Genomic DNA, 21,953 nt, shown 5'->3' with positions numbered 1-21,953 from the left:
GTCTAGCCATGGCCCAGGACGGGTCATGCACGGGATGCCGCTGCTCGCTTTTACGGCGAGACAACGACAGAGAAAGTCTGTGCGTTATCTTGCCGAGAATCTGCCGGTTACCGAGACCGGCCGACAACTGTCACTCGAACAAGTACCCACTGTGGGTCTCCGCTATTGATGAAAACGCGCGAAGCTTACGCGCCGATGAATGGAGAGTAAACCCGCAAAAGGCAGTGCGTTGGGGAATGTGGGGGATGTTCAGGAAGGGTTCAGGATGATCGTTCCCACGCTCTGCGTGGGAATGCAGCCCGGGACGCTCCGCGTCCCTGTCGAAGGCCGAACGCGGAGCGTCCGTTGAGGCATTCCCACGCAGAGCGTGGGAACGATCTTGAATTTTCGGTGCTTCTGCTGGCCTCTTCGCGAGCAAGCCCGCTCCCACATTGGATCTTCATCTGACACAAAATCTGTGTTCACTGAAAATCCCCTGTTGGAGCGGGCTTGCTCGCGAAGGCGGTATGTGAGGCGCTAAAAAATCAGCTGGCAGTCGCCAACAGCAGATCCGCCATCGACCGATGCCCACGATTCTTGCCATGCTCATACAGCGAGCCGGCGATCTCGTCCGCACGAATCGGCAGCACCGACAGCAGCGTGTCGCTCAAACCATGGCTCGCCTGGCAGAAGCCCTGCATGTAGATGCCGGCCTTGCAGCGCTCGTCGGTGATGAGTTTGTAATTACGGTCGACCTCGAAATCACCGAGGTACTCTTCCAGCGGCGCCAGCAGTTTGCGGTGCATCTGCCGCTCGTAACCGGTGGCCAATACAACCGCGTCGTAATGGCGCACGGTGACTTCGCCGGTGGCGTTGTTGCGCACGGCCAGTTCGATACCGTTTTCAGTAGCAGTAGCACTCTCGACCGTGGTCAGGGTGCGGAACGCATGACGGGCAATCCCGGAAACCTTCTGGCGGTAGAAGATGCCGTAGATGCGCTCGATCAGGTCAATGTCGACCACCGAGTAGTTGGTGTTGTGGTACTCATTGACCAGACGCTCACGCTCGGCGCTGTTCTGCTGGAACACCAGGTCGGTGAACTCCGGCGAAAACACCTCGTTGACGAACGGGCTGTCGTCCGCAGGTTTCAGTGCCGAGCCGCGCAGGATCATGTCGACCTGCACCGACGGGAACGAATCATTCAGGTCGATAAACGCCTCCGCCGCGCTCTGCCCGCCACCGATGATTGCGATGCTCATCGGCTGATTGTTCACGCAAGGCTGCTTGGCCATTTGCGACAGGTATTGCGAATGGTGGAACACACGGCTGTCGCCCTTCAGCGCTTTGAACGCTTCTGGAATACGCGGCGTGCCACCGGCGCTGACCACCACCGAACGGGTGGTGCGCACATGTTGCTGGCCGTCGCTGCCACGGGAAATCACGCGCAGCGCTTCAACCTGATGGTTGTGCAGCACCGGCTCGATGGTCAGCACTTCTTCGCCGTAACGGCTCTGCTCGGTGAACTTGCCGGCGACCCAGCGCAGGTAGTCGTTGTACTCCATGCGGCACGGGTAAAACGTGCCGAGGTTGATGAAGTCGACCAGACGGCCGTGATCCTTCAGATAGTTGACGAACGAGTACGGGCTGGTCGGATTGCGCAGGGTCACCAGATCCTTGAGGAAGGAAATCTGCAACTCGCTTTGCGTCGACAGGGTGTTGCCGTGCCAGCTGTAATTGGCCTGCTTGTCGAGGAACAGCACATCCAGCTCGCCATGGATCGGGCCGCGCTCTTGCAGAGCGATGGCCAGCGCCAGGTTCGAAGGGCCGAAACCGACGCCGATCAGGTCGTGAACGATGGGCGATGCAATTGCCTGAGTCATTTCCAGTGTCCTCTGGAGGAACCCCTCAACAAGGGGCATGGAGAGCCTAAGTGACCTGACCGGCCTTGAGCAGGACAGCAGGTCGTCTGTTGAGTAGGAACGAGGACAGTGAAATAAAATTTAACGAAGTCGGCTCAATGGGCATCCCATTGCTTGATCCGCGCGCGGCAATGTTTCATCGCATTGACGATGTGTTTTTCCACCAGCGCCTTGGAAATGCCCAGCTGTTCGGCGATTTCCGGGTGCGACAGACCTTCGATCTTGCGCAGCAGAAAACTGTCGCGACACAGCGGCGGCAGTTCTGCCAACGCGCGCTGGAGCATTTCCAGACGCTGGCCGTGATCGAGAGTGCTGTGGGGCGACGGGGTGAAATAGCGCTCTTCGTTGTCGAGCACATCGAGTGACTCGACTTGGCGCAAGGCATTGCGCCGATGGTCGTCGATGACCAGATTCAGCGCCGTACGATAAAGAAACGCGCGCGGTTGCTCGATCGGGGTATCGCTGGAACGTTCCAGCACCCGCAGATAGGCGTCATGCACCACATCTTCGGCAATCTGACGATTGCCGAGCTTGGCGTTGAGGAAACACACCAGCTCGCGATAGTAGTTTTCCAACATGACTCCCGGCCGCAAACGTGCGGTTTCTGTCCTTGAGCACACCGATTGACGACGGCGTGAAACGCAGTAGCAAGATAGTGGCAACTTGAGGTGCGTAATTTATAGTAATTCTCATATAGATTTAAAGTGGTGTTTGCCGTTGCCCGATAAATAGTGCTGCGCTATAGCTGTTACTTCGTGTGTCAGCGCTTAAATTCCGCCGCTCTTTCCTCGTTTACAGGACAGCTCCCCGTGTCTGTCGCGCCCCGCGACAGCGTTCAGCGCTGCCCCCTCTGTGCGCGGCGGCCGGACGACGGGCCGAATTCCACTGGCCGGAACCCTGCATGAAACGTCCCCGCCCCGCCCGACGCGCCCTGCTCGTAGTCCTTTGTCTGATCCCCGTCGTCGGCTATGCCGCGTGGCAAATGTTGCCGCCGGGCCGGGATAAATTCGCCACCGTGCAAGTGTCGCGCGGCGATATAGAAAGCAGCGTCACCGCCCTCGGCACCCTGCAACCGCGACGTTATGTGGATGTCGGTGCGCAGGCTTCTGGACAAATCCAGAAGATCCACGTCGAAGTCGGTGACGTGGTCAAGGAAGGCCAGTTGTTGGTGGAAATCGACCCGTCGACGCAAAAGGCCAAACTCGACGCCGGGCGCTTCTCGATCGAAAACCTCAAGGCGCAATTGCAGGAACAGCGCGCGCAACATGAGCTTGCACAGCAGAAATATCAGCGTCAGCAAAACCTCGCTGCCGGCGGCGCAACCCGCGAAGAAGACGTGCAAACCGCCCGCGCCGAACTGAAAGCCACGCAAGCGCGCATCGACATGTTCCAGGCGCAGATCCGCCAGGCCGAAGCGAGCTTGCGCAGCGATCAGGCCGAACTCGGCTACACGCGCATTTACGCGCCAATGGCCGGCACCGTGGTCGCTCTCGATGCGCGCGAAGGCCAGACCCTCAACGCTCAGCAACAGACACCGCTGATTCTGCGCATCGCCAAACTGTCGCCGATGACCGTGTGGGCCGAGGTTTCCGAGGCGGATATCGGTCACGTCAAACCGGGCATGAGCGCTTACTTCACCACGCTCAGCGGCGGTAATCGGCGCTGGAGCAGCACCGTGCGGCAGATCCTGCCGGTGCCGCCCAAACCGCTCGATCAAACCAGCCAGGGCGGCGGCAGCCCGACCAGCACCAGCAAAAGCGGCAGCGCCCGCGTGGTGCTTTATACCGTTCTGCTTGATGTCGATAACGCCGACAACGCGCTGATGGCGGAAATGACCACGCAGGTGTTCTTCGTCGCCAATCAGGCCAAAGACGTGCTCACCGCGCCAGTCGCCGCCCTGCAAGGTGGCGTCAAAGCTGACCGGCAGACCGCGCAAGTGGTCGCTGCCAACGGCAACATCGAATCGCGCGAGGTGCGCACCGGCATCAGTGATCGGCTCAAGGTGCAGATCCTCGATGGCCTCAATGAAGGCGATCATCTACTGATCGGCCCGGCCACTGGCAGCGGGGGTTGAATGCAAACGCCCCTGATCGACCTGCAGGACATTCGCAAATCCTACGGTGGCGGCGACGCGCCTGAAGTTCACGTGCTGCGCGGCATCGACCTGTCGATCCACGCTGGCGAATTCGTCGCGATTGTCGGCGCGTCCGGCTCCGGCAAATCGACGCTGATGAACATCCTCGGTTGCCTCGACCGACCGACCTGTGGCGAATACCGTTTCGCCGGGGAAAACGTCGCCGGCCTCGACAGCGATGAATTGGCCTGGCTGCGCCGTGAAGCCTTCGGTTTCGTGTTTCAGGGTTATCACCTGATTCCGTCCGGCTCGGCCCAGGAAAACGTCGAGATGCCGGCGATCTATGCCGGCACTCCGGCCACCGAACGGCATGCCCGGGCCGCCGCCCTGCTCGACCGTCTCGGCCTCGCCGAACGCACCGGCAACCGTCCGCATCAGTTGTCCGGCGGTCAGCAGCAACGGGTGTCGATTGCCCGCGCCTTGATGAACGGCGGCCACATCATTCTCGCCGATGAACCGACCGGCGCCCTCGACAGCCACAGCGGCAAAGAAGTCATGGCGCTGCTCGACGAGCTGGCCAGTCAGGGCCATGTGGTGATTCTCATCACCCACGACCGCGAAGTGGCGGCGCGGGCCAAACGCATCATCGAAATCAGCGACGGCCTGATCATCAGCGACAGCGCCAAAGACAACCCCGACGCCCAGACCAGCGCCAACCCCGACGCCTTGCAAGCGGTCGACTTGCGCAAGCGTCTGAGCGAAGGCGCCGAAGCCACTGGCGCCTGGAAGGGCGAACTGGTCGACGCCCTGCACGCGGCGTGGCGAGTGATGTGGATCAACCGCTTCCGCACCGCGCTGACGTTGCTCGGCATCATCATCGGCGTGGCTTCAGTGGTGGTGATGCTCGCCGTCGGTGAAGGCAGCAAGCGTCAGGTCATGGCGCAAATGGGCGCGTTCGGTTCGAACATTCTGTACCTGAGTGGCTCGGCGCCGAACCCGCGCACACCACCAGGAATCATCACCCTCGACGATGTCCGCGCGTTGGCGAGCCTGCCGCAAGTGCAGCGCATCATGCCGGTGATTGGTACTGAGGCCGGCGTGCGTTACGGCAATGCCGACCACTTGAGTTACGTCGGCGGCAACGACACCAACTTCCCGGCGATCTTCAATTGGCCGGTGGTGGAAGGCAGTTACTTCACCGAGCAGGACGAGCGAAACGCCTCGGCCGTCGCGGTGATCGGCCATAAGGTGCGCAACAAATTACTCAAGGACGTGGCCAACCCGATCGGCCAATACATCCTTATCGAAAACGTGCCGTTTCAGGTGGTCGGCGTGCTCGCGGAAAAAGGCGCCAGCTCCGGTGATTCCGACAGTGACGACCGCATCGCCGTGCCCTATTCGGCGGCCAGCGTGCGCCTGTTCGGCACCCACGATCCGGAATACGTGGCCATCGCCGCCACCGATGCGCGCAAGGTCAAAGAGGCCGAACACGCCATCGAACAGCTGATGCTGCGTCTGCACAACGGCAAAAAGGATTTCGAACTGACCAACAACGCCGCAATGATTCAGGCCGAGGCGCGCACGCAAAACACCCTGTCGCTGATGCTTGGCTCGATTGCCGCGATCTCGCTGCTGGTCGGCGGTATCGGTGTGATGAACATCATGCTGATGACCGTCCGCGAACGTACCCGCGAGATCGGTATTCGCATGGCCACCGGCGCGCGTCAACGCGACATCCTCCGCCAGTTTCTCACCGAAGCGGTGATGCTTTCGGTGGTTGGCGGCATCGCCGGGATCGCCCTCGCGCTGATCGTTGGCGGCGTATTGATCCTCAGCGATATCGCCGTGGCGTTCTCGTTGCTCGCGGTGCTCGGCGCCTTCGGTTGCGCCCTTGTGACCGGTGTTGTCTTCGGCTTCATGCCGGCCCGCAAAGCTGCCCGGCTCGACCCGGTCACGGCCCTTACCAGTGAATGATCGATCTATGAAACCGCGCCTCAGTTTGTTGACCGTGTGCCTGCTCCTCAGCGCCTGCGGCAGTCCCGTTCAGCGCCCGGACAGCGGCGTGCAAGCACCCGCTATGTGGCAATCACCGCACAGCGCCAGCGTCGCCCGCAACAACCCGCAATGGTGGACACAGTTTGGCAGCCCGGAGCTGGATCGTCTGATCGAACAGGCTCGCGTCGGCAGTTTTGACCTTGCCGCTGCCGTGGCGCGCGTTCAGCAGGCGCAGGCCAGCACGGTGATTGCTGGCGGCTCGTTGCTGCCGGAGGTCAAGGCCGGGCTGAATGCCAATCGGCAGAAACTGTTGCGCGGCAAGGGTTATAGCCAGCTGGATGCCGACGGCAATAACAAGGCAGTGGACTATTTCGATGCCAATTTGAGCGCGACGTACGAGATCGATTTCTGGGGCGGTAAACAGGCGTCTCGCGACAGTGCGCAATTTGCGTTGCAGGCCAGCGAATTTGATCGCGCGACGGTTGAGCTGACGTTGCTCAGCGGCGTTGCCAATACTTATGCGCAAACCTTGTCGTTGCGTGAGCAGAGCCGCATTGCTGAATTGAATCTGGCCAACGCGCAAAGCGTGCTGAAACTGGTGCAGACGAGGTTTGATTCCGGCTCGGCGACAGCGCTGGAACTGGCGCAGCAGAAAAGCCTGGTCGCCGCCCAGCAACGGCAACTGCCGCTGGTGCAACAACAGGCGCAGGATGCGTTGATCAGCCTCGCCGCCCTGCTCGGCCAACCGGTGCAGCAACTCGCGGCCAATCAGGAATCATTCGATCGCCTGCAATGGCCGGGGATTGCCAGCGGTGTGCCGAGCGATTTGCTCACCCATCGCCCGGACATTGCTCGCGCCGAAGCACAATTGGCGGCCGCCGAGGCTGATGTCAAAGTCGCTCGCGCCGCGATGTTGCCCACTGTCACATTGACGGCGCAGCTCGGCTCGGGCGCTGACAAGTTTGATGACTTGATCCGCAGTCCTTTCTACAACCTGACTGCGGGGCTGGTCGCACCCATCTTCAATAACGGCCGCCTCAGCGCTGAGCGCGACAAGGCCACGGCGCGTCAGGATGAGCTGCTACAAACCTATCGCGGCGCGATCATCAACGGCTTCGCCGACGTCGAAAAAGCCCTCAACAGCATTCGCGGGCTGGACGAACAACGCCAATGGCAGAGCGAAGAACTGAGTCAGGCACAGACCGCTTTCAACATCGCCCAAAGCCGTTATCAGGCCGGGGCCGAGGACTTGCTGACGGTTTTGGAAACCCAGCGCACGCTGTATGCAGCGCAAGATATGAACGTGCAACTGCGGCTGTCGCGGGTGCAGGCGAGTATCGCGCTGTACAAGGCGCTTGGGGGTGGGTGGCAGGCGTTGTAATTGCTTTGACTGGCAGAACGCATTCGCGAGCAAGCCCGCTCCCACATTGGATCGCTTTCCTACTGAAGGAACTCGGTCAAATGTGGGAGCGGGCTTGCTCGCGAAGAACGATGACGCGGACTCAAGCCGAAGTTTGTTTCGGCTTGAGATTGCGCGCATACCACGGCCGTTGCGGCACGCGGCGGAACAGGTTGGCGAGTTTCTTTTCGTCTTCGCCGAAGGTAATGCGCAGGGCCAGTTTCATGGTTTCCGGATCCATCTCCACTGATCGGCCCATCTGCAAGCCCGGTGTAGTGCTGCAACCGTGCGTATCCGGCCCCAGCCATGGATCAGCGATTTCCACCCAGCGACCTGGCGCGAACCACTTCACGCCGTTGACCTCAAGGCGCGTGACCTGCCCCGGATGGAAGCGCTCGTGCGCGCGATACCAATCCTCGATGCGATCATCGATCCAGCCATGAAAATGCCAGAACACCGGGTTCACATGGGATGAAAACGGGTCGCCGAGAAAATCGTTTTCGGCGGCGAACCAGCGGGCGGCGAAGTCATCCAGATCACGCGCCAGCGGCACCGGCTGACCGTTCGAAGGGTCACGCGGCACCGACGCCCAACGCATGTGCAGCCAGTCGTGCAGGCCCAGCTCTACTTCTGAACCAAACTGGCCCAAAGTGAGCTTCGACAGATATTGCGGATCGCGGTACTGCGATTCCCAGACTTCAAAATTGCTTTGATAGGTCTCGGCGGTTTTCAGGTCGCTGACCCATTGGGTGTATTCGTCATCTTCGGCCGCCAGCCAGGTCGGCGGCAGCGAAGTGCCGTCGTGGTTGTCGAAGTAGCGCGCGAAGCCCTGGCGATCACGGATCAGCTCCGGTTGCGGCAATGGGAAAAACTGCCATGACGGCAGATCCATCATCGAGCGCGCCGTGCCGAGCATGTGCCGGTGCATGAAAAAGAAATCGATGCCGGAGCCGTTGCGATCCTTGTGCGTGCCACGCGCATCCCGCTCCTGGTCACGCGGCCCGGGCTGCCAGCCGAGGCCGCGCAGGGCATTGCGCTTGTCCTCGGGCAGCGTGTGCCATTTGTCGCGGGTGGCGTGCCAGACTTGATGGAACAGGCGATGTTCCGGCGACACCAGCCATGCCAGCAACGGCGCATTCAACGGCGTGCGCTGGCGGGCTTCGGGGAACAGGCATTTGACGGCGATAAAGCGATTGTCCTGCGCGGGCAAGGCCAACGGGCGATCGAGGCGCTGCACCGTGCCACTGAGGGTGCCGCTGCCGGCGTTACCGAAATCAGCCCAGACTTCATCGAGGATCATGTTCAGTTCGTAATCGACGCGACCGTCCGTGCCGAGCAACCGCCAACTGAGTTTCGAGGCCTCTGCCCCGGCCAGATCGCCAAGAATTCGGTAACGAGGGGTTTCGTCACTGCGCAAACGCTCGGCAGTGTCGAGGAAGCCATTGACGCCCCGGCCCTTCTGACCGATGTCGAGAAACACTTCCAGCCCTTCAGCCGGCAAGCCATCGAGGCCGGCATCGTTGCCGGTAAAACGAATGTTCCAGACCCCGCGCAAGGCATTGGACAGGCGCTGCCCGGCCACGTCGGCGACATCGAACGACGCCTCACCGGGGGTGATCGTCGGATCCGGCTTCGTCCATTCACGGTGCCCGAAATAAGCCGCCGGTACGGCAGCGCCGGTCAACGCCAGGCCTGCCATGAACCATCGTCGAGAAATCCTCATTGCCCTACCTGTGTCAGCCCTGAAGCAGGCTTTATCCAAGCTAGAACGTTTGCTGCGCGGGTAAATTTATGTGGGTTTGAAAAGATCGCAGCCTTCGGCAGCTCCTACATGCAATGTATATCCCTGTAGGAGCTGCCGAAGGCTGCGATCTTTTAACCCGACGACCTAAATTCCACGGCCATCCACTCGTTCTTCCCAGATAGCAAAGGCCTCTGCGCCTGCACCTCGACGGCGAACCTGACTGAGATGGCAATGACAAAACCACGTTCGAAAAAGGCTCTTTTCATCGGCCTGCCGCTGGCTCTGGCGTTCAGCGCCGGCGCTGCTTTTGCGGTGTGGGACATTTGGTTCAAGGACAATCCCGGCTACCCGCACAAAGTCATGCAGCAGGCCGAAGCGCTGCACGAGCACATGCTCTCGTTCGACAGCCACATCACCGTCACCCAGGATTTCGGCACCACCGGCAATGAGGTCGACAAGGACGGCAGCGGCCAGTTCGACCTGGTCAAAGCCAACCGTGGTCGCCTTTCCGGCGCGGCGCTGACGATTTTCGGCTGGCCGGAAATCTGGAACGGCGCCAACGCCCCGCACAAACCCACCGCCGGTTTCGTCGACGAGGCGCGCAATCAACAAGAGATCCGCTACAAAATCATTTCCGGCATGGTGCGCGACTTCCCCAATCAGGTCGGGATCGCCTACACCCCCGCCGATTTCCGCCGCCTGCATGGCGAAGGCAAGTTTGCGATTTTCATCAGCATGCTCAACGCCTACCCGCTCGGCCACGACCTCAACTTGCTGGATCTATGGACGGCGCGCGGCATGCGCATGTTCGGTTTCAGCTATATCGGCAACAACGACTGGGCTGATTCGTCGCGGCCGTTGCCGTTCTTCAACGATTCGCCGGACGCCCTCGATGGCCTCTCGGATCTGGGCAAGCAAGCGGTCAAACGCCTCAACGATCTGGGCGTGATCATCGACGTCTCGCAGATGTCGACCAAAGCCCTCGAGCAAGTCGCGCAACTGAGCCGTACACCGTTGGTGGCGTCCCACTCGGCACCACGGGCGATGGTGGATATTCCGCGCAACCTCAGCGACAAGGAAATGCAGCTGATCAAAAACAGTGGCGGCGTGGTGCAGATCGTCGGCTTCTCGCAATACCTGCGCCCGCTGACCCAAGGCACTCAGGACAAGCTCAACGAACTGCGCAAACGCTACGACCTGCCACCGCTGCCGAACCTGGCCATGGCGCTGATGCCGGGCGACCCGATCATCGCCGCGTGGTCGGAGCAGAAATTTGGCGAGTACGCCGGTCAGCTCTACGCGATTCTTGAAGAGGAACCGAAAGCCAGCCTCAAAGACTTGGGCGACGCCATCGATTACACCGTGCGCAAGATCGGCATCGACCACGTCGGCATCAGCTCCGACTTCAACGAAGGCGGCGGCGTCAAAGGCTGGGAGAACGTTGGCGAGATCCGCAATGTCACCGCCGAATTACTCGCGCGCGGCTACTCCGAAGCCGACATCGCCAAGCTCTGGGGCGGCAATTTCCTGCGCGTCTGGGATCAGGTCGAGAAATCCGCCAAACCGGCAGTGGCCGCTGCTCAGGACACCGTCAAGCCATGAGCAATCGTCGTGACTTTTTGAAGCAGGCCGGAATCCTCGCGGCGGCGCTGCCACTCGGCGCGAGCCTGCCGAGCGTTGCTGCCCCCACGCCGATCGCGCCTTTGCCGCGCGATAAATGGGCGCAGTTGCAGCAGCTGTTCAATCAAGATCCCGAGTACCTGCATTTCTCCAATTTCCTCATCACCAGCCACCCGAAACCGGTGCGCGACGCCATTGAAATGCACCGCGCCGCACTTGATAAAAACCCGGGGCTGGCGATGGACTGGGACGTCGGCGTGATCGAAAAACGCGAACACGATGTGCGCGTCTGGGCCGGCCAATACCTGCAAGCCGATGCCAAGCAGATCGCCCTGACCGGCAGCACCACCGAAGGCCTGACCATGATTTACGGCGGCGTGCACGTGCGCGCCGACCAGGAAATCCTCACCACCGAACACGAGCACTACGCCACCCACACGATTCTGGAACTGCGCAGCGAACGCGAAGGCACCAAGGTGCGCAAGATTCGCTTGTTCGACGATCCGCAAACGATCAGCGAGAAACAACTGCTGGCCAACATCGACCGCAGCATCCGCCCCGAGACCCGCGTGTTGGGCATGTGCTGGGTGCATTCGGGCAGCGGCGTGAAGCTGCCGCTCGGCGCGATCGGCGCGCTGGTCGACAAACACAACCGTGGGCGCAGCGATGCTGACCGGATCATTTACGTGGTCGACGGCGTGCACGGATTTGGCGTTGAAGACCTGAGTTTCCCAGCGATGAATTGCGACTTCTTCATCGCCGGCACACACAAATGGATGTTCGGCCCACGTGGCACCGGCATCGTTTGCAGCCGCACGCCGGAGGTGAAATACGTCACGCCGATCATCCCGACCTTCTCCGAGGCTGAGCACTTTTCCACGACGATGACCCCGGGCGGTTATCACGCCTTCGAACATCGCTGGGCGCTGACCGAGGCGTTCAAGTTGCATCTGCAATTGGGCAAAGCCGAGGTGCAGGCGCGCATCCATGAACTCAACAGCTACCTGAAAAAACGTCTGCTGCAACGCCCACAGATCGAACTGGTGACGCCGTTGAGTCCGGAGTTTTCTGCCGGTTTCACCTTCTTCCGGGTCAAGGGCAAGGACAGCGACAAGATCGCTGCGCACCTGATGGCCAACCGTGTGGTTGCCGATGCCGTCGAGCGTGACGTCGGCCCGGTGATCCGCACCGCACCGGGGCTGCTCAACAACGAAGCGCAGATCGAGCGCTTGCTGAGCATCCTCGACCAGGCCCTGTGGGCCTGCCCTCTTTTTCCTTTTTAGCGAGACGCGAAATGAACACTGAGTTACCTCGTTTTTCCCTGAAAGCCCTGCCCGCTCTGGTGCTCGCCGCCCTCGCCGCCGGCCTCATGCCGAGCGCCGCTCAGGCCGCCACGCCACCCGCGCCGGGCAAAGTGTTCAAGGACTGCAAGGACTGCCCGGAAATGGTCGTGCTGCCCACTGGCACCTTCACCATGGGCACCCCGGATGACGAAGTCGGCCGCGAGCCCGATGAAGGCCCGATGCACCCGGTGACGTTCGCCAAACCCTTGGCCATCAGCCGTTTTCAGGTGCTCAAGGGTGAATGGTTCGCCTACCTGAAGGACACCGGCTACCAGATGCCGGACGGCGACGACCGCCCGGGCCGCGCGTGCAAAGCGGGGATTCCGGACTATCAGGGCAGCGACCCGCGCAAGCAATACACCGACCGCCACCCGGCGGTGTGCATGGACTTCGCCGAGGCCAATGCCTACGTCGCGTGGCTGTCGAAAAAGACCGGCAAGCAATACCGTCTGGTCAGCGAATCCTTGCGCGAATACGCCGCCCGTGGCGGCAGCAGCGGGCCGTTCCCCTTCCCGTTCGATGAAGGCAAGGAATACAGCATCGCCAAGCACGCCAACACCTATGGCGCCGCCGACGGCTACAACTTCACCGCCCCGGCCGGCAGCTTCGCGCCGAACGCGTTTGGTGTGTACGACATGCACGGCAACGTCTACGAATGGACGGCCGATTGCTACAACGAAAACTACGTCGGCGCACCGAGCGACGGCAGCGCCTGGCTGACCGGCAAGTGCGAATTCAAGCGCATTCGCGGCAACGACTGGGGCGAGGCGCCGGTGTTCTCCCGCTCCGGCAACCGCAACGCGCTGGTGCCGGGTGATCGCGGCGACTGGATCGGCTTCCGGGTCGCCCGCGATCTGTAACCGCAGCGCCCCTTAAATTAACCACCCCTCCAGTCGTTTTACAGGTGGGCGCGATCCATTGCGACGCGCCCCCGCCCTCTACGCACCCAGGCGAAGCCCGAGACCGATGCCGGCCTTCGTCGTTCTTTCAAGCAGGGAACCTCCATGAGCAAACCAACACGCGGGGTGATCAATGAATTGTTCACCCTGCTCAAACCCTTTCGTCTGATTGTTGCCGGATCGATCCTGCTGGGCATGGTCGGTGGCCTGAGCGTCACGGTGCTGCTGGCGACAATCAATAATGTGCTGCATGCCGAGGGCGGCCTGACCAACACCGTGGTCGCCGCGTTCGCCGGGTTGTGCCTGCTGGCACTGGTCAGTTCGATTTTCTCCGACATCGGCACCAACTACGTCGGCCAGAAAATCATCGCCAAACTGCGCAAAGAGTTGGGCGAAAAGGTGCTCTCAGCACCGATCGAACAGATCGAGCGCTATCGCAGCCATCGGCTGATTCCGGTGCTGACCCATGACGTTGACACCATCAGCGATTTCGCCTTTGCCTTCGCGCCGCTGGCCATTTCCCTCACCGTGACACTCGGCTGCATGGGCTACCTGGCAATGCTGTCGTGGCCGATGTTTCTGATGATGGTGGTGGCGATCATCATCGGCACTGTTGTTCAGTACATCGCTCGCGGCCACGGCATCAAAGGCTTCATGGAGGCTCGCGATTCCGAAGACGAATTGCAAAAGCACTACAACGCCATCGCTGAAGGCGCCAAGGAACTGCGCATCCACCGCCCACGTCGTCATCGCATGTTCGTCTCGGGTATCGAGCACACCGCCGACAAAATCTGCGACACGCAGATTCGCTCGGTGAATATTTTCGTGGTCGCAAAAACCTTCGGTTCGATGCTGTTCTTTGTCGTGATCGGTTTGGCGCTGGCCCTGCAATCACTTTGGCCGAGCACGGACAAAGCGGTGATGAGCGGCTTCGTGCTGGTGCTGCTGTACATGAAAGGGCCGCTGGAGCATTTGATTGGCACGCTGCCGATTGTCAGCCGCGCGCAGATCGCCTTCCGCCGCATCGCCGAGTTGTCGGAACAGTTCTCCTCGCCAGAGCCGCACCTGTTGCTCAGCGATCAGGGCAATCGCAAAACCCCGGTGCACAGCCTCGAACTCACCGACGTCGCCTACAGCTTCCCGGCGGTCGAAGGCGCCACGCCGTTCAAACTCGGCCCGGTCAACTTGAAGATCGAACAGGGCGACATCGTTTTCATTGTCGGTGAAAACGGTTGCGGCAAGACCACCCTGATCAAGTTGCTGCTGGGCCTGTACGCACCACAACAAGGTGAGATTCGCCTCAACGAGCAAGTGGTCACCGCCCTCACCCGCGACGACTACCGCCAACTGTTCACGACGATTTTCGCCGACTACTACCTGTTCGACGACGTGGTACAGGGCGACACGCACATCCCCGAAGACGCCAACCAATACCTGCAACGCCTGGAGATCGCGCACAAGGTCAGCGTGCGTGACGGCTCGTTCACCACTACCGACCTGTCGACCGGCCAGCGTAAGCGTCTGGCATTGGTCAATGCCTGGCTGGAAGAGCGTCCGGTGCTGGTGTTCGACGAGTGGGCGGCGGATCAGGATCCGACCTTCCGGCGCATTTTCTACACCGAGCTGCTGCCCGACCTGAAGCGTCTGGGCAAAACCATCATTGTCATTTCCCACGACGATCGTTATTTCGATGTCGCCGACCAATTGGTGCGGATGGAAGCGGGAAAAGTCATCACGGAACTGCAAACGGCGTAAATAGCCACGATTCTCATTCTGGTTTTCTGAGGCTCGTGCGTCTAATTAAGAATCGATAACAACTACAACCCAATTAAAACCTGCAAGAGTGAAACACAATGCCAGCAATTCCGGGGATTCCACGTTTTACCAAGGCGCTGATCATGCGTCGCATGTTGCAACCTGGCTTCAGCGCTACCGCCTTCAGCATGGCCCTCGCCTTGCCGTTCAGCGCCCACGTTCAGGCTGAGGAAGTGAATTTCAATATCCCTGCGCAATCGCTGGCAAGCGCACTGCAGGCATTGGGCACGCAATCGAACATGCAAGTGCTGTACAGCGCTGATGACGTACAGGGCCTGCGCAGCCAACCGGTCAGCGGCCGGTTGTCGCCGTCGCAAGCGCTGTCGAAGATGCTGGTGGGGACCGGCGTCATGTTCACCGTGCAGGACAACACCGTCACCGTGCGCGGCAGATCGAGCGGTAACTCGCTGGAGCTGGGCGCCACCAACATCAATGGCCGAGCGGTTGAATCCGCCTATGGCCCGGTCGACGGCTATGTCGCGACTCGCAGCGCCACCGGTACCAAGACCGACACGCCGATCCTGGAAATCCCGCAGACCATCAACGTCATCACTGCCGAACAAGTGCAGACCCAGGGCGCACGCAACCTGACCCAGGCCCTGCGCTACACGCCGGGCCTTAACGTCGGTGGTTTCACCGACCGCAACGCCATCGCCGACGAAATCACCAGCCGTGGTTTTGCACCGACGCCGCTGTACCTCGACGGCGCCTACCTGCCGTATGCCGGCAGCCTCGGCGGCGCACCGCAGATCGATCCGTACACCCTTGAGCGCATCGAAGTGCTCAAAGGCCCATCCTCGGTGCTGTACGGCCAAAACCAGCCGGGCGGCATCATCAACATGGTGTCCAAGCGTCCGACCACCGAGCAGCGCAGCCAGGTCAAACTGGGTGCCGGCAGCTACGATCGGGTTAACGGCGCGTTCGACACCAGCGGCCCGATCGACGATCAGAAAGAGTTCACCTACCGCGTCGTTGGCGTTGGCAAAAAAGGCGGCCAACAGGTCGATCACACGCACAGCGAGCGTATGTTGCTGGCGCCAAGCCTGACCTGGACGCCAAACGACGACACCTCGCTGACCCTGCTTGCGCAGATCCAGCGTGACGACGGTCTGGAAGACTATCAGGCGCTGCCGATGATCGGCTCGCTCAAGCGCGGCCCGAACGGCGAGCGCATCGACCGCGAATTCTTCTCCGGCGACTCGAAATACAACGACTACAAACGCGATCAGTACGTCTTCGGCTACGACTTCACCCACAACCTCACCGAAGATTTGAAATACCGCTCCACCGCGCGTTACACCGACGTGCGCGATGACTACAAAGGTTTCTACCTGCGCAGCTTCGTCACCGATGACGCCGGCGTGACCGACTACACCCAGGCCAACCGGGTCAAGCTGAACTGGAAACAGCACAACACCGCGTACACCGTCGATAACAACCTGGAATACAAATTCAACACCGGCGCGCTGGAACACACCACGCTGATGGGCGTGGATTATCGCCACTTCAACCGTAAGTACGACGGCTACAACGCCTACAACGTGTTGCCGATCAACCTTTACGGCGCGAACAACAACTACGACACCAGCAGCGTCACGCCGCAACTGGACACCAAGTGGGACAACACCATTCGCCAGACCGGTGTGTACCTGCAAGACCAGATCAAACTGGACAAGTGGATCCTCACCATCGGTGGCCGCCAGGACTGGGCCGAAGTGGAAAACAAGGATCTGCTGGCACGCACCGTCGAAGAAAAGCGTGACCACAAATTCACCAGCCGCGTGGGCCTGACCTACGTCACCGACTTCGGCCTCGCGCCGTACGTCAGCTACTCGGAATCGTTCCTGCCGACCCTCGGCACTGCAGCGCCTGAGCGCGGTGGCAAAGGCTTTGAGCCGACCGAAGGCGAGCAATACGAAATCGGTGTGAAATACCAGCCGTTCGACCAGACCCTGATCACCGCTTCGGTGTTCCAGATCAAACAGAAGAACGTGCTGACCGGCGACACCGAGTACCCGCAATACCAGGCGCAGTCGGGTGAAGTGCGCTCGCGCGGTGTCGAACTGGAAGTCAAATCGACCTTCGACAACATCGACGTGATGGCGGCCGCCAGCTACCTCGACTCGTTCTACACCAAAGACACTTGGGGCAACGAAGACAACCGCAGCGAAGCACAGTCGCCTGTTTCGGCGCTGGTGTGGGCCAACTACCACTTCACCCAAGCTTCGCTCAACGGTCTGACCTTCGGCGTCGGCGCCCGCTACACCGGTCGCAAGCCGGGTGATGCGGCCAACTCGTTCGACGTGCCGTCTTACGTTGTCTACGACACCACCGTCAGCTACGACATGGGCAAACTCTCGCCAAGCCTGCGCGGCGTGCAGACCAGCGTGAACGTGCAGAACATCTTCGACCGCGAGTACATCTCGGACTGCAACTACTCGTTCGGTTGCTACTACGGCCAGGAGCGCGTGGCATCGGTTGAAGTGTCTTACGACTGGTAAGCCACCCCACCGACAAAAAAACCGGGCGATTGCCCGGTTTTTTTATGCCCTGAAACCCGCTTTTTTGTAGGAGCTGCCGAAGGCTGCGATCTGTTGATCTTAAAGAGCAAAAGATCGCAGCCTTCGGCAGCTCCTACAGGGGACGTGTTTAGTGTGAGATGGCTGTGCGCAGGCTTTGGGTGAGTTGGGTGTAGACGTTATCGATGTCCGGCACCACGCTCTGCAGACGCAGGAAGTCGTGAATCAAACCTGTGTATTCGATCAGCTCCACGGTCACGCCGTGCTCTTGCAGGCGCCGGGCATAAGCGCGGCCTTCGTCGAGCAATGGATCGTGGCCAGCCAAGGCGATGACGGCCGGGGCCATGCCTTGGTAATCCGTCGCCAGCAGCGGTGAGAAGCGCCAGTCGAGACGATCCGCCGCGTCGTTGGCGTAGTGCCGGTAGAACCACTCCAGCGTCTCGCTTTCCAGCAGATAACCTTCGCCGAACAGCTCGGTCGAGGGGCTGCTGGTGGAGGCGTCCGTTACCGGATAGCAGAGCAGTTGCAGGCAAGGTTTGATTGCCAGCGAAGCCGGATCGCGCGCCGCTTGCAGGGCCAACACTGTCGCCAATGTCGCGCCGACGCTGTCGCCACCGAATGCCACGCGGTTGATGTCCAGACCTTCAGCCACGGCGTGCTGCGCCAGCCACGCCAAGGCATCAGCACCATCATTAAGCGGGGTTGGAAATTTGTGTTCCGGTGCCACGCGATAGCCCACCGACAACACCGCGCACGGCGTACGCGCGCAGAACTCGCGACACACGCCGTCATGGGATTGCAGGCTGCCGACCACATAACCGCCACCGTGGAAATACACCAGCACCGGCAGCGCCTCGGCCTGCGCATTGGCGGGCCGATATAAACGCAGCTCCAGACTGGCGCCATCACGCGCGGTGTACGGCACCGTCATGACGCTGACATCCGCCGGCGCGCCCCAGCGCAACTGCACCGTAGTGCGCTCGAAGGCTTCCCGGGCCTGAGCCGGCGTCGACAAATGAAACGGACCGGGGCCATCGGCCTGGCTTTCTTCGGCCAGATCGAGGAAGGCATTGAGTTCCGGATGCAGGGACATCGCAGGTTTCCTTATGAAAAAGCCACAGACAAAAGAGGAGCCGCAAGGGCTCCTCTATGTATAACGATGGATCAGGGCCAATACTTAGGCCGCTTGTGCGACACAGTGCTCGATCAGCGCCTCCAGTTCCGCCTGATACTCACGCATCAGCTGTTCGACGGTCTCGGCGCGGTAACGGCGAGTGCTGTAGATGCAGCGCAAGGCCAGGCGCCCGTCGAACACCTGACCGACCACTTCCAGCCAGTTGCCCAGCGCAGCATGCGGGCTGTAGCAACTGCCGTAGCTTTCTGCCGCCGGCACCAGCATGGCTTTGTCGTCAAAGCTTTGGTCGAATTGCCCCAAATAGTTGAAGGTCACGCGTGCCTGCGGTGCCTGACTCAAGGTCTCGGCCATCGCCCCGCCGCTCATGTGACGCAGCACGCCGTAACCCAGACCTTTATTTGGCACCGCCGCCAATTGCCGCTGCACGGCGCGCACCGAGGTACCGATGTCGGCGTTTTCGCCGGGCATCAGGCGCACCGGGAACATGCTGGTGAACCAGCCCAGACTGCGGCTCAAGTCGATGTCCTTGACCAGATCTTCACGGCCGTGGCCCTCAAGCTGAATCAGTACCGAAGACTGCTCACTCCAGCGGCACAGCACCCGGCTCAGCGCCGCCAGCAGCACATCGTTGATCTGCGTCTGATACGCCGCCGGCACTTGCTTGAGCAGTTGCTGGGTGTGTTGCTCCGACAAGCCCAAATGCGCCACCGACTGGTATTGCACCTGATTCTTGCCGCGCGGGTTATCGCACGGTAACTCGCTGCCGGGCTGGTTGATCTGCGCCAGCCACCAGGCCTTTTCCTCCGGCGGATAATCCGCTGCGTAGGCTTGCAAACCTTCGGCCCAGGCGCGATAGCTGCTGGTACGAATCGGCAGATTCGGTGAGCCACCGGCGCTGTACGCCTCGTAAGCCACCTGCAAATCCTGCAACAGCAAACGCCATGAGACCGTGTCGATGACCAAGTGGTGAATGACCATCAGCACACGGCTTTCGCCATCAGGCAACGTCACGTGCGCCGTGCGCCACACCGGCCCATTGTGCAGATCGAGGCTGCGTTGCACCTGCTCGGCATACAGTTCCAGTTCGGTTTCATCGGCCACTTCGTGCTGCCACAGCAACGCTTCGTTGGCCCATTGCGCCTGCATCTCCGCCAGCGGTTGGTAATGCTGATAATGACGCGCGCCGACATCGCTGAAGCGCAGACGCAGGGCGTCGTGTTGCTGCATCATTGCGCGCAGGGCCATTTCCAGCGCCGGCAAATTCAGTGCCTGCCGCGCACGCAACATCAACGCCTGGTTGTAGTGATGCGGCTCGCTCATGCGTTGATCGAACAGCCATTGCTGGATCGGAATCAGGTTGAACTGCCCTTCGGCCGCCACCTGCGTCACGTCTTCCACCACGCTCGCCACTGCGCTCGAACGCTGTTCGAAAATCGCTTCGATGGTCTGCCCACGCATCAGGTCGCGCAGTTTCAGATCCATCTTTAGCTCCGCGTGGTTGCGCACCCGCGACACCACTTGCAGGCTGAGAATCGAGTCGCCGCCCAGTTCGAAGAAGTTGTCGGTAATGCCCACCCGCTCGACTTGCAACACATCGGCCCAGACCTCGGCCAGCAGTTGCTCGTCACGGGTGCGCCCGGCCACATATTCCGCGCCCTTGAACTCGGGTTCCGGCAAGGCCTGGCGATCGAGTTTGCCGTTCGGCGTGACAGGTAGCGCGGCGAGACAGATCACCTGCGCCGGCACCATGTAGTCCGGTAGTTGCGCACGCAATTCGGACTTGAGTCGATCACCGATGGCCACACCCTGCGGCGTCACCACATAACCGATCAGTTGTTTACCCGAGGCACTGTCGCGGGCGATCACCAAGGCATCGCTGACGTCGGCGAGCTGACGCAGACTGGCTTCGATTTCGCCGAGTTCGATACGGAACCCGCGCACCTTGATCTGATGGTCGATGCGCCCGACGTAATCGAGCACACCGTCGGCACGCTGGCGCACCAGATCGCCGCTGCGGTACAGACGATCGCCCGGCGGCCCGAACGGATCCGGCACGAAACGCTCGGCGCTCAGATCCGGACGCTGGTAGTAGCCACGGGCGATACCCTGGCCGCCGATGTACAGCTCGCCGGCAATGCCCGGCGGCAGCGGGTTGAGATCTTCGTCGAGCACGTACAACGCACGTTCGCCAACAGCACGTCCGATCGGCGCGTACGCCGCTTCACAGCGTTCGCTGACTGGCACCTTCCACAGCATCGGCGTGACCACGGTTTCGGTCGGGCCATAACCGTTGGTGAAGAATTGCGGACGCAACGCGGCTTTCACTTGCTCAAAGGTTTGATCCGGCACCGCGTCGCCGCCAAAGCAATATACGCGCACCGGCGGCGGCGCCAATTGGCTGTGTGCAGCGTATTCGGCCAGTTGTTTAAGGTAGGCCGGCGGGAAACAGGCAATCGTGATGCCGTGCTGATGCAAGGCCTCGAAGGTCTGCTCCGGTGTCCACAAACTGGCGTCGCGAATCACCAGCGTGCCGCCGCTGAACAGCGTGCTCAGCCAGCGCTCGTGGGCACCGTCGAAGGCAAACGACATGAAATGCAGCTCACGGGTGCGCTCGTCCATGTCGTATAGCTCGGCAATGGCCTGGCAGTGCATGCTCATCGGCCCGTGCGCCACTGCGACGCCTTTCGGCCTTCCGGTCGAGCCGGAGGTGTAAATCAGATACGCCAGATTGCCCGCGAGCAAGTTGCTGACCGGCGCTGTCTCGCGGTAAGCACTGTCGTCGAATTCATCGATAGCCAGACGCGCCAGCCCCTCGACCACCGGCAAGCGATCTTGCACCTGCGTGTGGGTGAGCAGCAGCGCCATCGCCGAATCTTCGATCATGAACGCCAGACGCTCCGGCGGATAATCGATGTCCAACGGCACATACGCCGAAGCGCTTTTCATCACCGCCAGCAATGCCACGACCATTTCCACCGAACGTTCCAGCGCCACACCGATGACCACTTCCGGCCCGGCACCCAGTTCGATCAGTCGATGGGCGAGACGGTTGGCGCGACGCTCCAGCTCAGCGTAACTCAGGGTAGCGTCACCGCAGACCAGTGCCGTGGCCTCAGGCCGCGACTGCGCATGACGAGCAATCAATTCGGGCAGCAACTGCGCCTGATAACTCGCCTCAGGCGCTGCGCTCCATTGTTCAAACGCTTGCCATTGCTGCGCGGACAAACGCTGCAGGTTGCCCAGGCACACGCCCGGCGCGGCGATCATCGCTTCAAGGGTGTCTTCCAGCGTGCGACGGATCTGCTCCACCGCCTCAAGGCTGAAGGCGTTACGCAGGAACAGATACTCGATGGACAGTTGCTCGCCGAGATTGACTGCCAGATCCATCGGGAAGTTGGTCACGTCATGATTGCGTGACTCACCGAAGCTCAGACCGCTGTCCTGCTGCTCGCTAAGACGCTCGTCGATCGGGTAGTTCTCGAAGACGATGATGCTGTCGAACAAGCCCTGCC

Annotated in this window: 13 protein-coding genes; 8 read left to right on the top strand and 5 right to left on the bottom strand. The window is 60.9% G+C overall.

The window, feature by feature from the left end; all coding sequences use genetic code 11:
* Positions 1-524: 524 nt before the first annotated feature.
* On the bottom strand, positions 525-1,859 hold the full coding sequence (locus GVL50_RS11040; protein ID WP_159812921.1) for a lysine N(6)-hydroxylase/L-ornithine N(5)-oxygenase family protein: 1,335 nt from the start codon (positions 1,857-1,859) through the stop codon (positions 525-527).
* A gap of 134 nt (positions 1,860-1,993) precedes the next feature.
* The gene (locus tag GVL50_RS11035) at positions 1,994-2,476 is read right to left on the bottom strand and encodes a sigma-70 family RNA polymerase sigma factor (RefSeq protein WP_159812920.1); all 483 of its coding nucleotides are present in this window, start codon (positions 2,474-2,476) and stop codon (positions 1,994-1,996) included.
* Between the two features lie 323 nt (positions 2,477-2,799).
* Here GVL50_RS11035 and GVL50_RS11030 point away from each other — a divergent pair, with 323 nt between their 5' ends.
* From GVL50_RS11030 to GVL50_RS11020, 3 genes are read left to right on the top strand one after another with little or no spacing between them, the layout of a single operon-like run.
* Positions 2,800-3,972: an efflux RND transporter periplasmic adaptor subunit gene (locus GVL50_RS11030; protein WP_159812919.1), complete on the top strand. Its 1,173-nt coding sequence runs from the start codon at positions 2,800-2,802 to the stop codon at positions 3,970-3,972.
* Complete coding sequence (locus GVL50_RS11025) at positions 3,973-5,946, top strand: MacB family efflux pump subunit (protein ID WP_159812918.1); 1,974 nt, start codon at positions 3,973-3,975, stop codon at positions 5,944-5,946.
* A 7-nt stretch (positions 5,947-5,953) separates the two neighbouring features.
* Entirely contained in the window at positions 5,954-7,348 is a 1,395-nt protein-coding gene (locus GVL50_RS11020; protein WP_159812917.1) for an efflux transporter outer membrane subunit, read from the top strand.
* Positions 7,349-7,469: 121 nt separating this feature from the next.
* Here GVL50_RS11020 and GVL50_RS11015 read toward each other — a convergent pair whose 3' ends face one another.
* Complete coding sequence (locus GVL50_RS11015) at positions 7,470-9,089, bottom strand: PvdJ/PvdD/PvdP-like protein (RefSeq protein WP_159812916.1); 1,620 nt, start codon at positions 9,087-9,089, stop codon at positions 7,470-7,472.
* A gap of 252 nt (positions 9,090-9,341) precedes the next feature.
* Between GVL50_RS11015 and pvdM the strand changes: the two genes are divergently transcribed.
* From pvdM to GVL50_RS10990, 5 genes are all read left to right on the top strand, one after another.
* A complete protein-coding gene (gene pvdM / locus GVL50_RS11010) occupies positions 9,342-10,712 on the top strand; it encodes a pyoverdine-tailoring dipeptidase-like protein PvdM (protein ID WP_159812915.1) in 1,371 nt (456 codons plus the stop codon).
* Positions 10,709-12,013, top strand: coding sequence for an aminotransferase class V-fold PLP-dependent enzyme (locus GVL50_RS11005; protein WP_159812914.1), 1,305 nt, complete (start codon positions 10,709-10,711; stop codon positions 12,011-12,013). Before pvdM ends, GVL50_RS11005 begins: the two co-directional genes overlap by 4 nt.
* A gap of 11 nt (positions 12,014-12,024) precedes the next feature.
* The gene (locus GVL50_RS11000; protein WP_159812913.1) at positions 12,025-12,933 is read left to right on the top strand and encodes a formylglycine-generating enzyme family protein; all 909 of its coding nucleotides are present in this window, start codon (positions 12,025-12,027) and stop codon (positions 12,931-12,933) included.
* 144 nt (positions 12,934-13,077) lie between these two features.
* Complete coding sequence (locus GVL50_RS10995; RefSeq protein ID WP_159812912.1) at positions 13,078-14,727, top strand: cyclic peptide export ABC transporter; 1,650 nt, start codon at positions 13,078-13,080, stop codon at positions 14,725-14,727.
* Positions 14,728-14,825: 98 nt separating this feature from the next.
* Entirely contained in the window at positions 14,826-17,288 is a 2,463-nt protein-coding gene (locus tag GVL50_RS10990; RefSeq protein ID WP_082341413.1) for a TonB-dependent siderophore receptor, read from the top strand.
* A 148-nt stretch (positions 17,289-17,436) separates the two neighbouring features.
* Here the strand turns inward: GVL50_RS10990 and GVL50_RS10985 are convergent, their stop codons facing one another.
* On the bottom strand, positions 17,437-18,399 hold the full coding sequence (locus GVL50_RS10985) for an alpha/beta hydrolase (protein WP_159812911.1): 963 nt from the start codon (positions 18,397-18,399) through the stop codon (positions 17,437-17,439).
* 84 nt (positions 18,400-18,483) lie between these two features.
* Positions 18,484-21,953: non-ribosomal peptide synthetase (locus GVL50_RS10980; RefSeq protein ID WP_159812910.1), on the bottom strand; the 3,470-nt coding region annotated here is incomplete at its 5' end.

The sequence above is a fragment of the Pseudomonas sp. 18058 genome (assembly GCF_902706155.1).
In the GTDB taxonomy this organism is placed as follows: Bacteria; Pseudomonadota; Gammaproteobacteria; order Pseudomonadales; family Pseudomonadaceae; genus Aquipseudomonas; species Aquipseudomonas rustica.
This window is presented reverse-complemented; position numbering and strand designations above follow the sequence as displayed.

Excerpts from the sequence above, each read along its gene's own strand:
- GVL50_RS11040 (WP_159812921.1), bottom strand. The coding sequence starts at position 1,859 with ATGACTCAGGCAATTGCATCGCCCATCGTTCACGACCTGATCGGCGTC.
- GVL50_RS11035 (WP_159812920.1), bottom strand. The coding sequence starts at position 2,476 with ATGTTGGAAAACTACTATCGCGAGCTGGTGTGTTTCCTCAACGCCAAG.
- GVL50_RS11030 (WP_159812919.1), top strand. The coding sequence starts at position 2,800 with ATGAAACGTCCCCGCCCCGCCCGACGCGCCCTGCTCGTAGTCCTTTGT.
- GVL50_RS11025 (WP_159812918.1), top strand. The coding sequence starts at position 3,973 with ATGCAAACGCCCCTGATCGACCTGCAGGACATTCGCAAATCCTACGGT.
- GVL50_RS11020 (WP_159812917.1), top strand. The coding sequence starts at position 5,954 with ATGAAACCGCGCCTCAGTTTGTTGACCGTGTGCCTGCTCCTCAGCGCC.
- GVL50_RS11015 (WP_159812916.1), bottom strand. The coding sequence starts at position 9,089 with ATGAGGATTTCTCGACGATGGTTCATGGCAGGCCTGGCGTTGACCGGC.
- pvdM (WP_159812915.1), top strand. The coding sequence starts at position 9,342 with ATGACAAAACCACGTTCGAAAAAGGCTCTTTTCATCGGCCTGCCGCTG.
- GVL50_RS11005 (WP_159812914.1), top strand. The coding sequence starts at position 10,709 with ATGAGCAATCGTCGTGACTTTTTGAAGCAGGCCGGAATCCTCGCGGCG.
- GVL50_RS11000 (WP_159812913.1), top strand. The coding sequence starts at position 12,025 with ATGAACACTGAGTTACCTCGTTTTTCCCTGAAAGCCCTGCCCGCTCTG.
- GVL50_RS10995 (WP_159812912.1), top strand. The coding sequence starts at position 13,078 with ATGAGCAAACCAACACGCGGGGTGATCAATGAATTGTTCACCCTGCTC.
- GVL50_RS10990 (WP_082341413.1), top strand. The coding sequence starts at position 14,826 with ATGCCAGCAATTCCGGGGATTCCACGTTTTACCAAGGCGCTGATCATG.
- GVL50_RS10985 (WP_159812911.1), bottom strand. The coding sequence starts at position 18,399 with ATGTCCCTGCATCCGGAACTCAATGCCTTCCTCGATCTGGCCGAAGAA.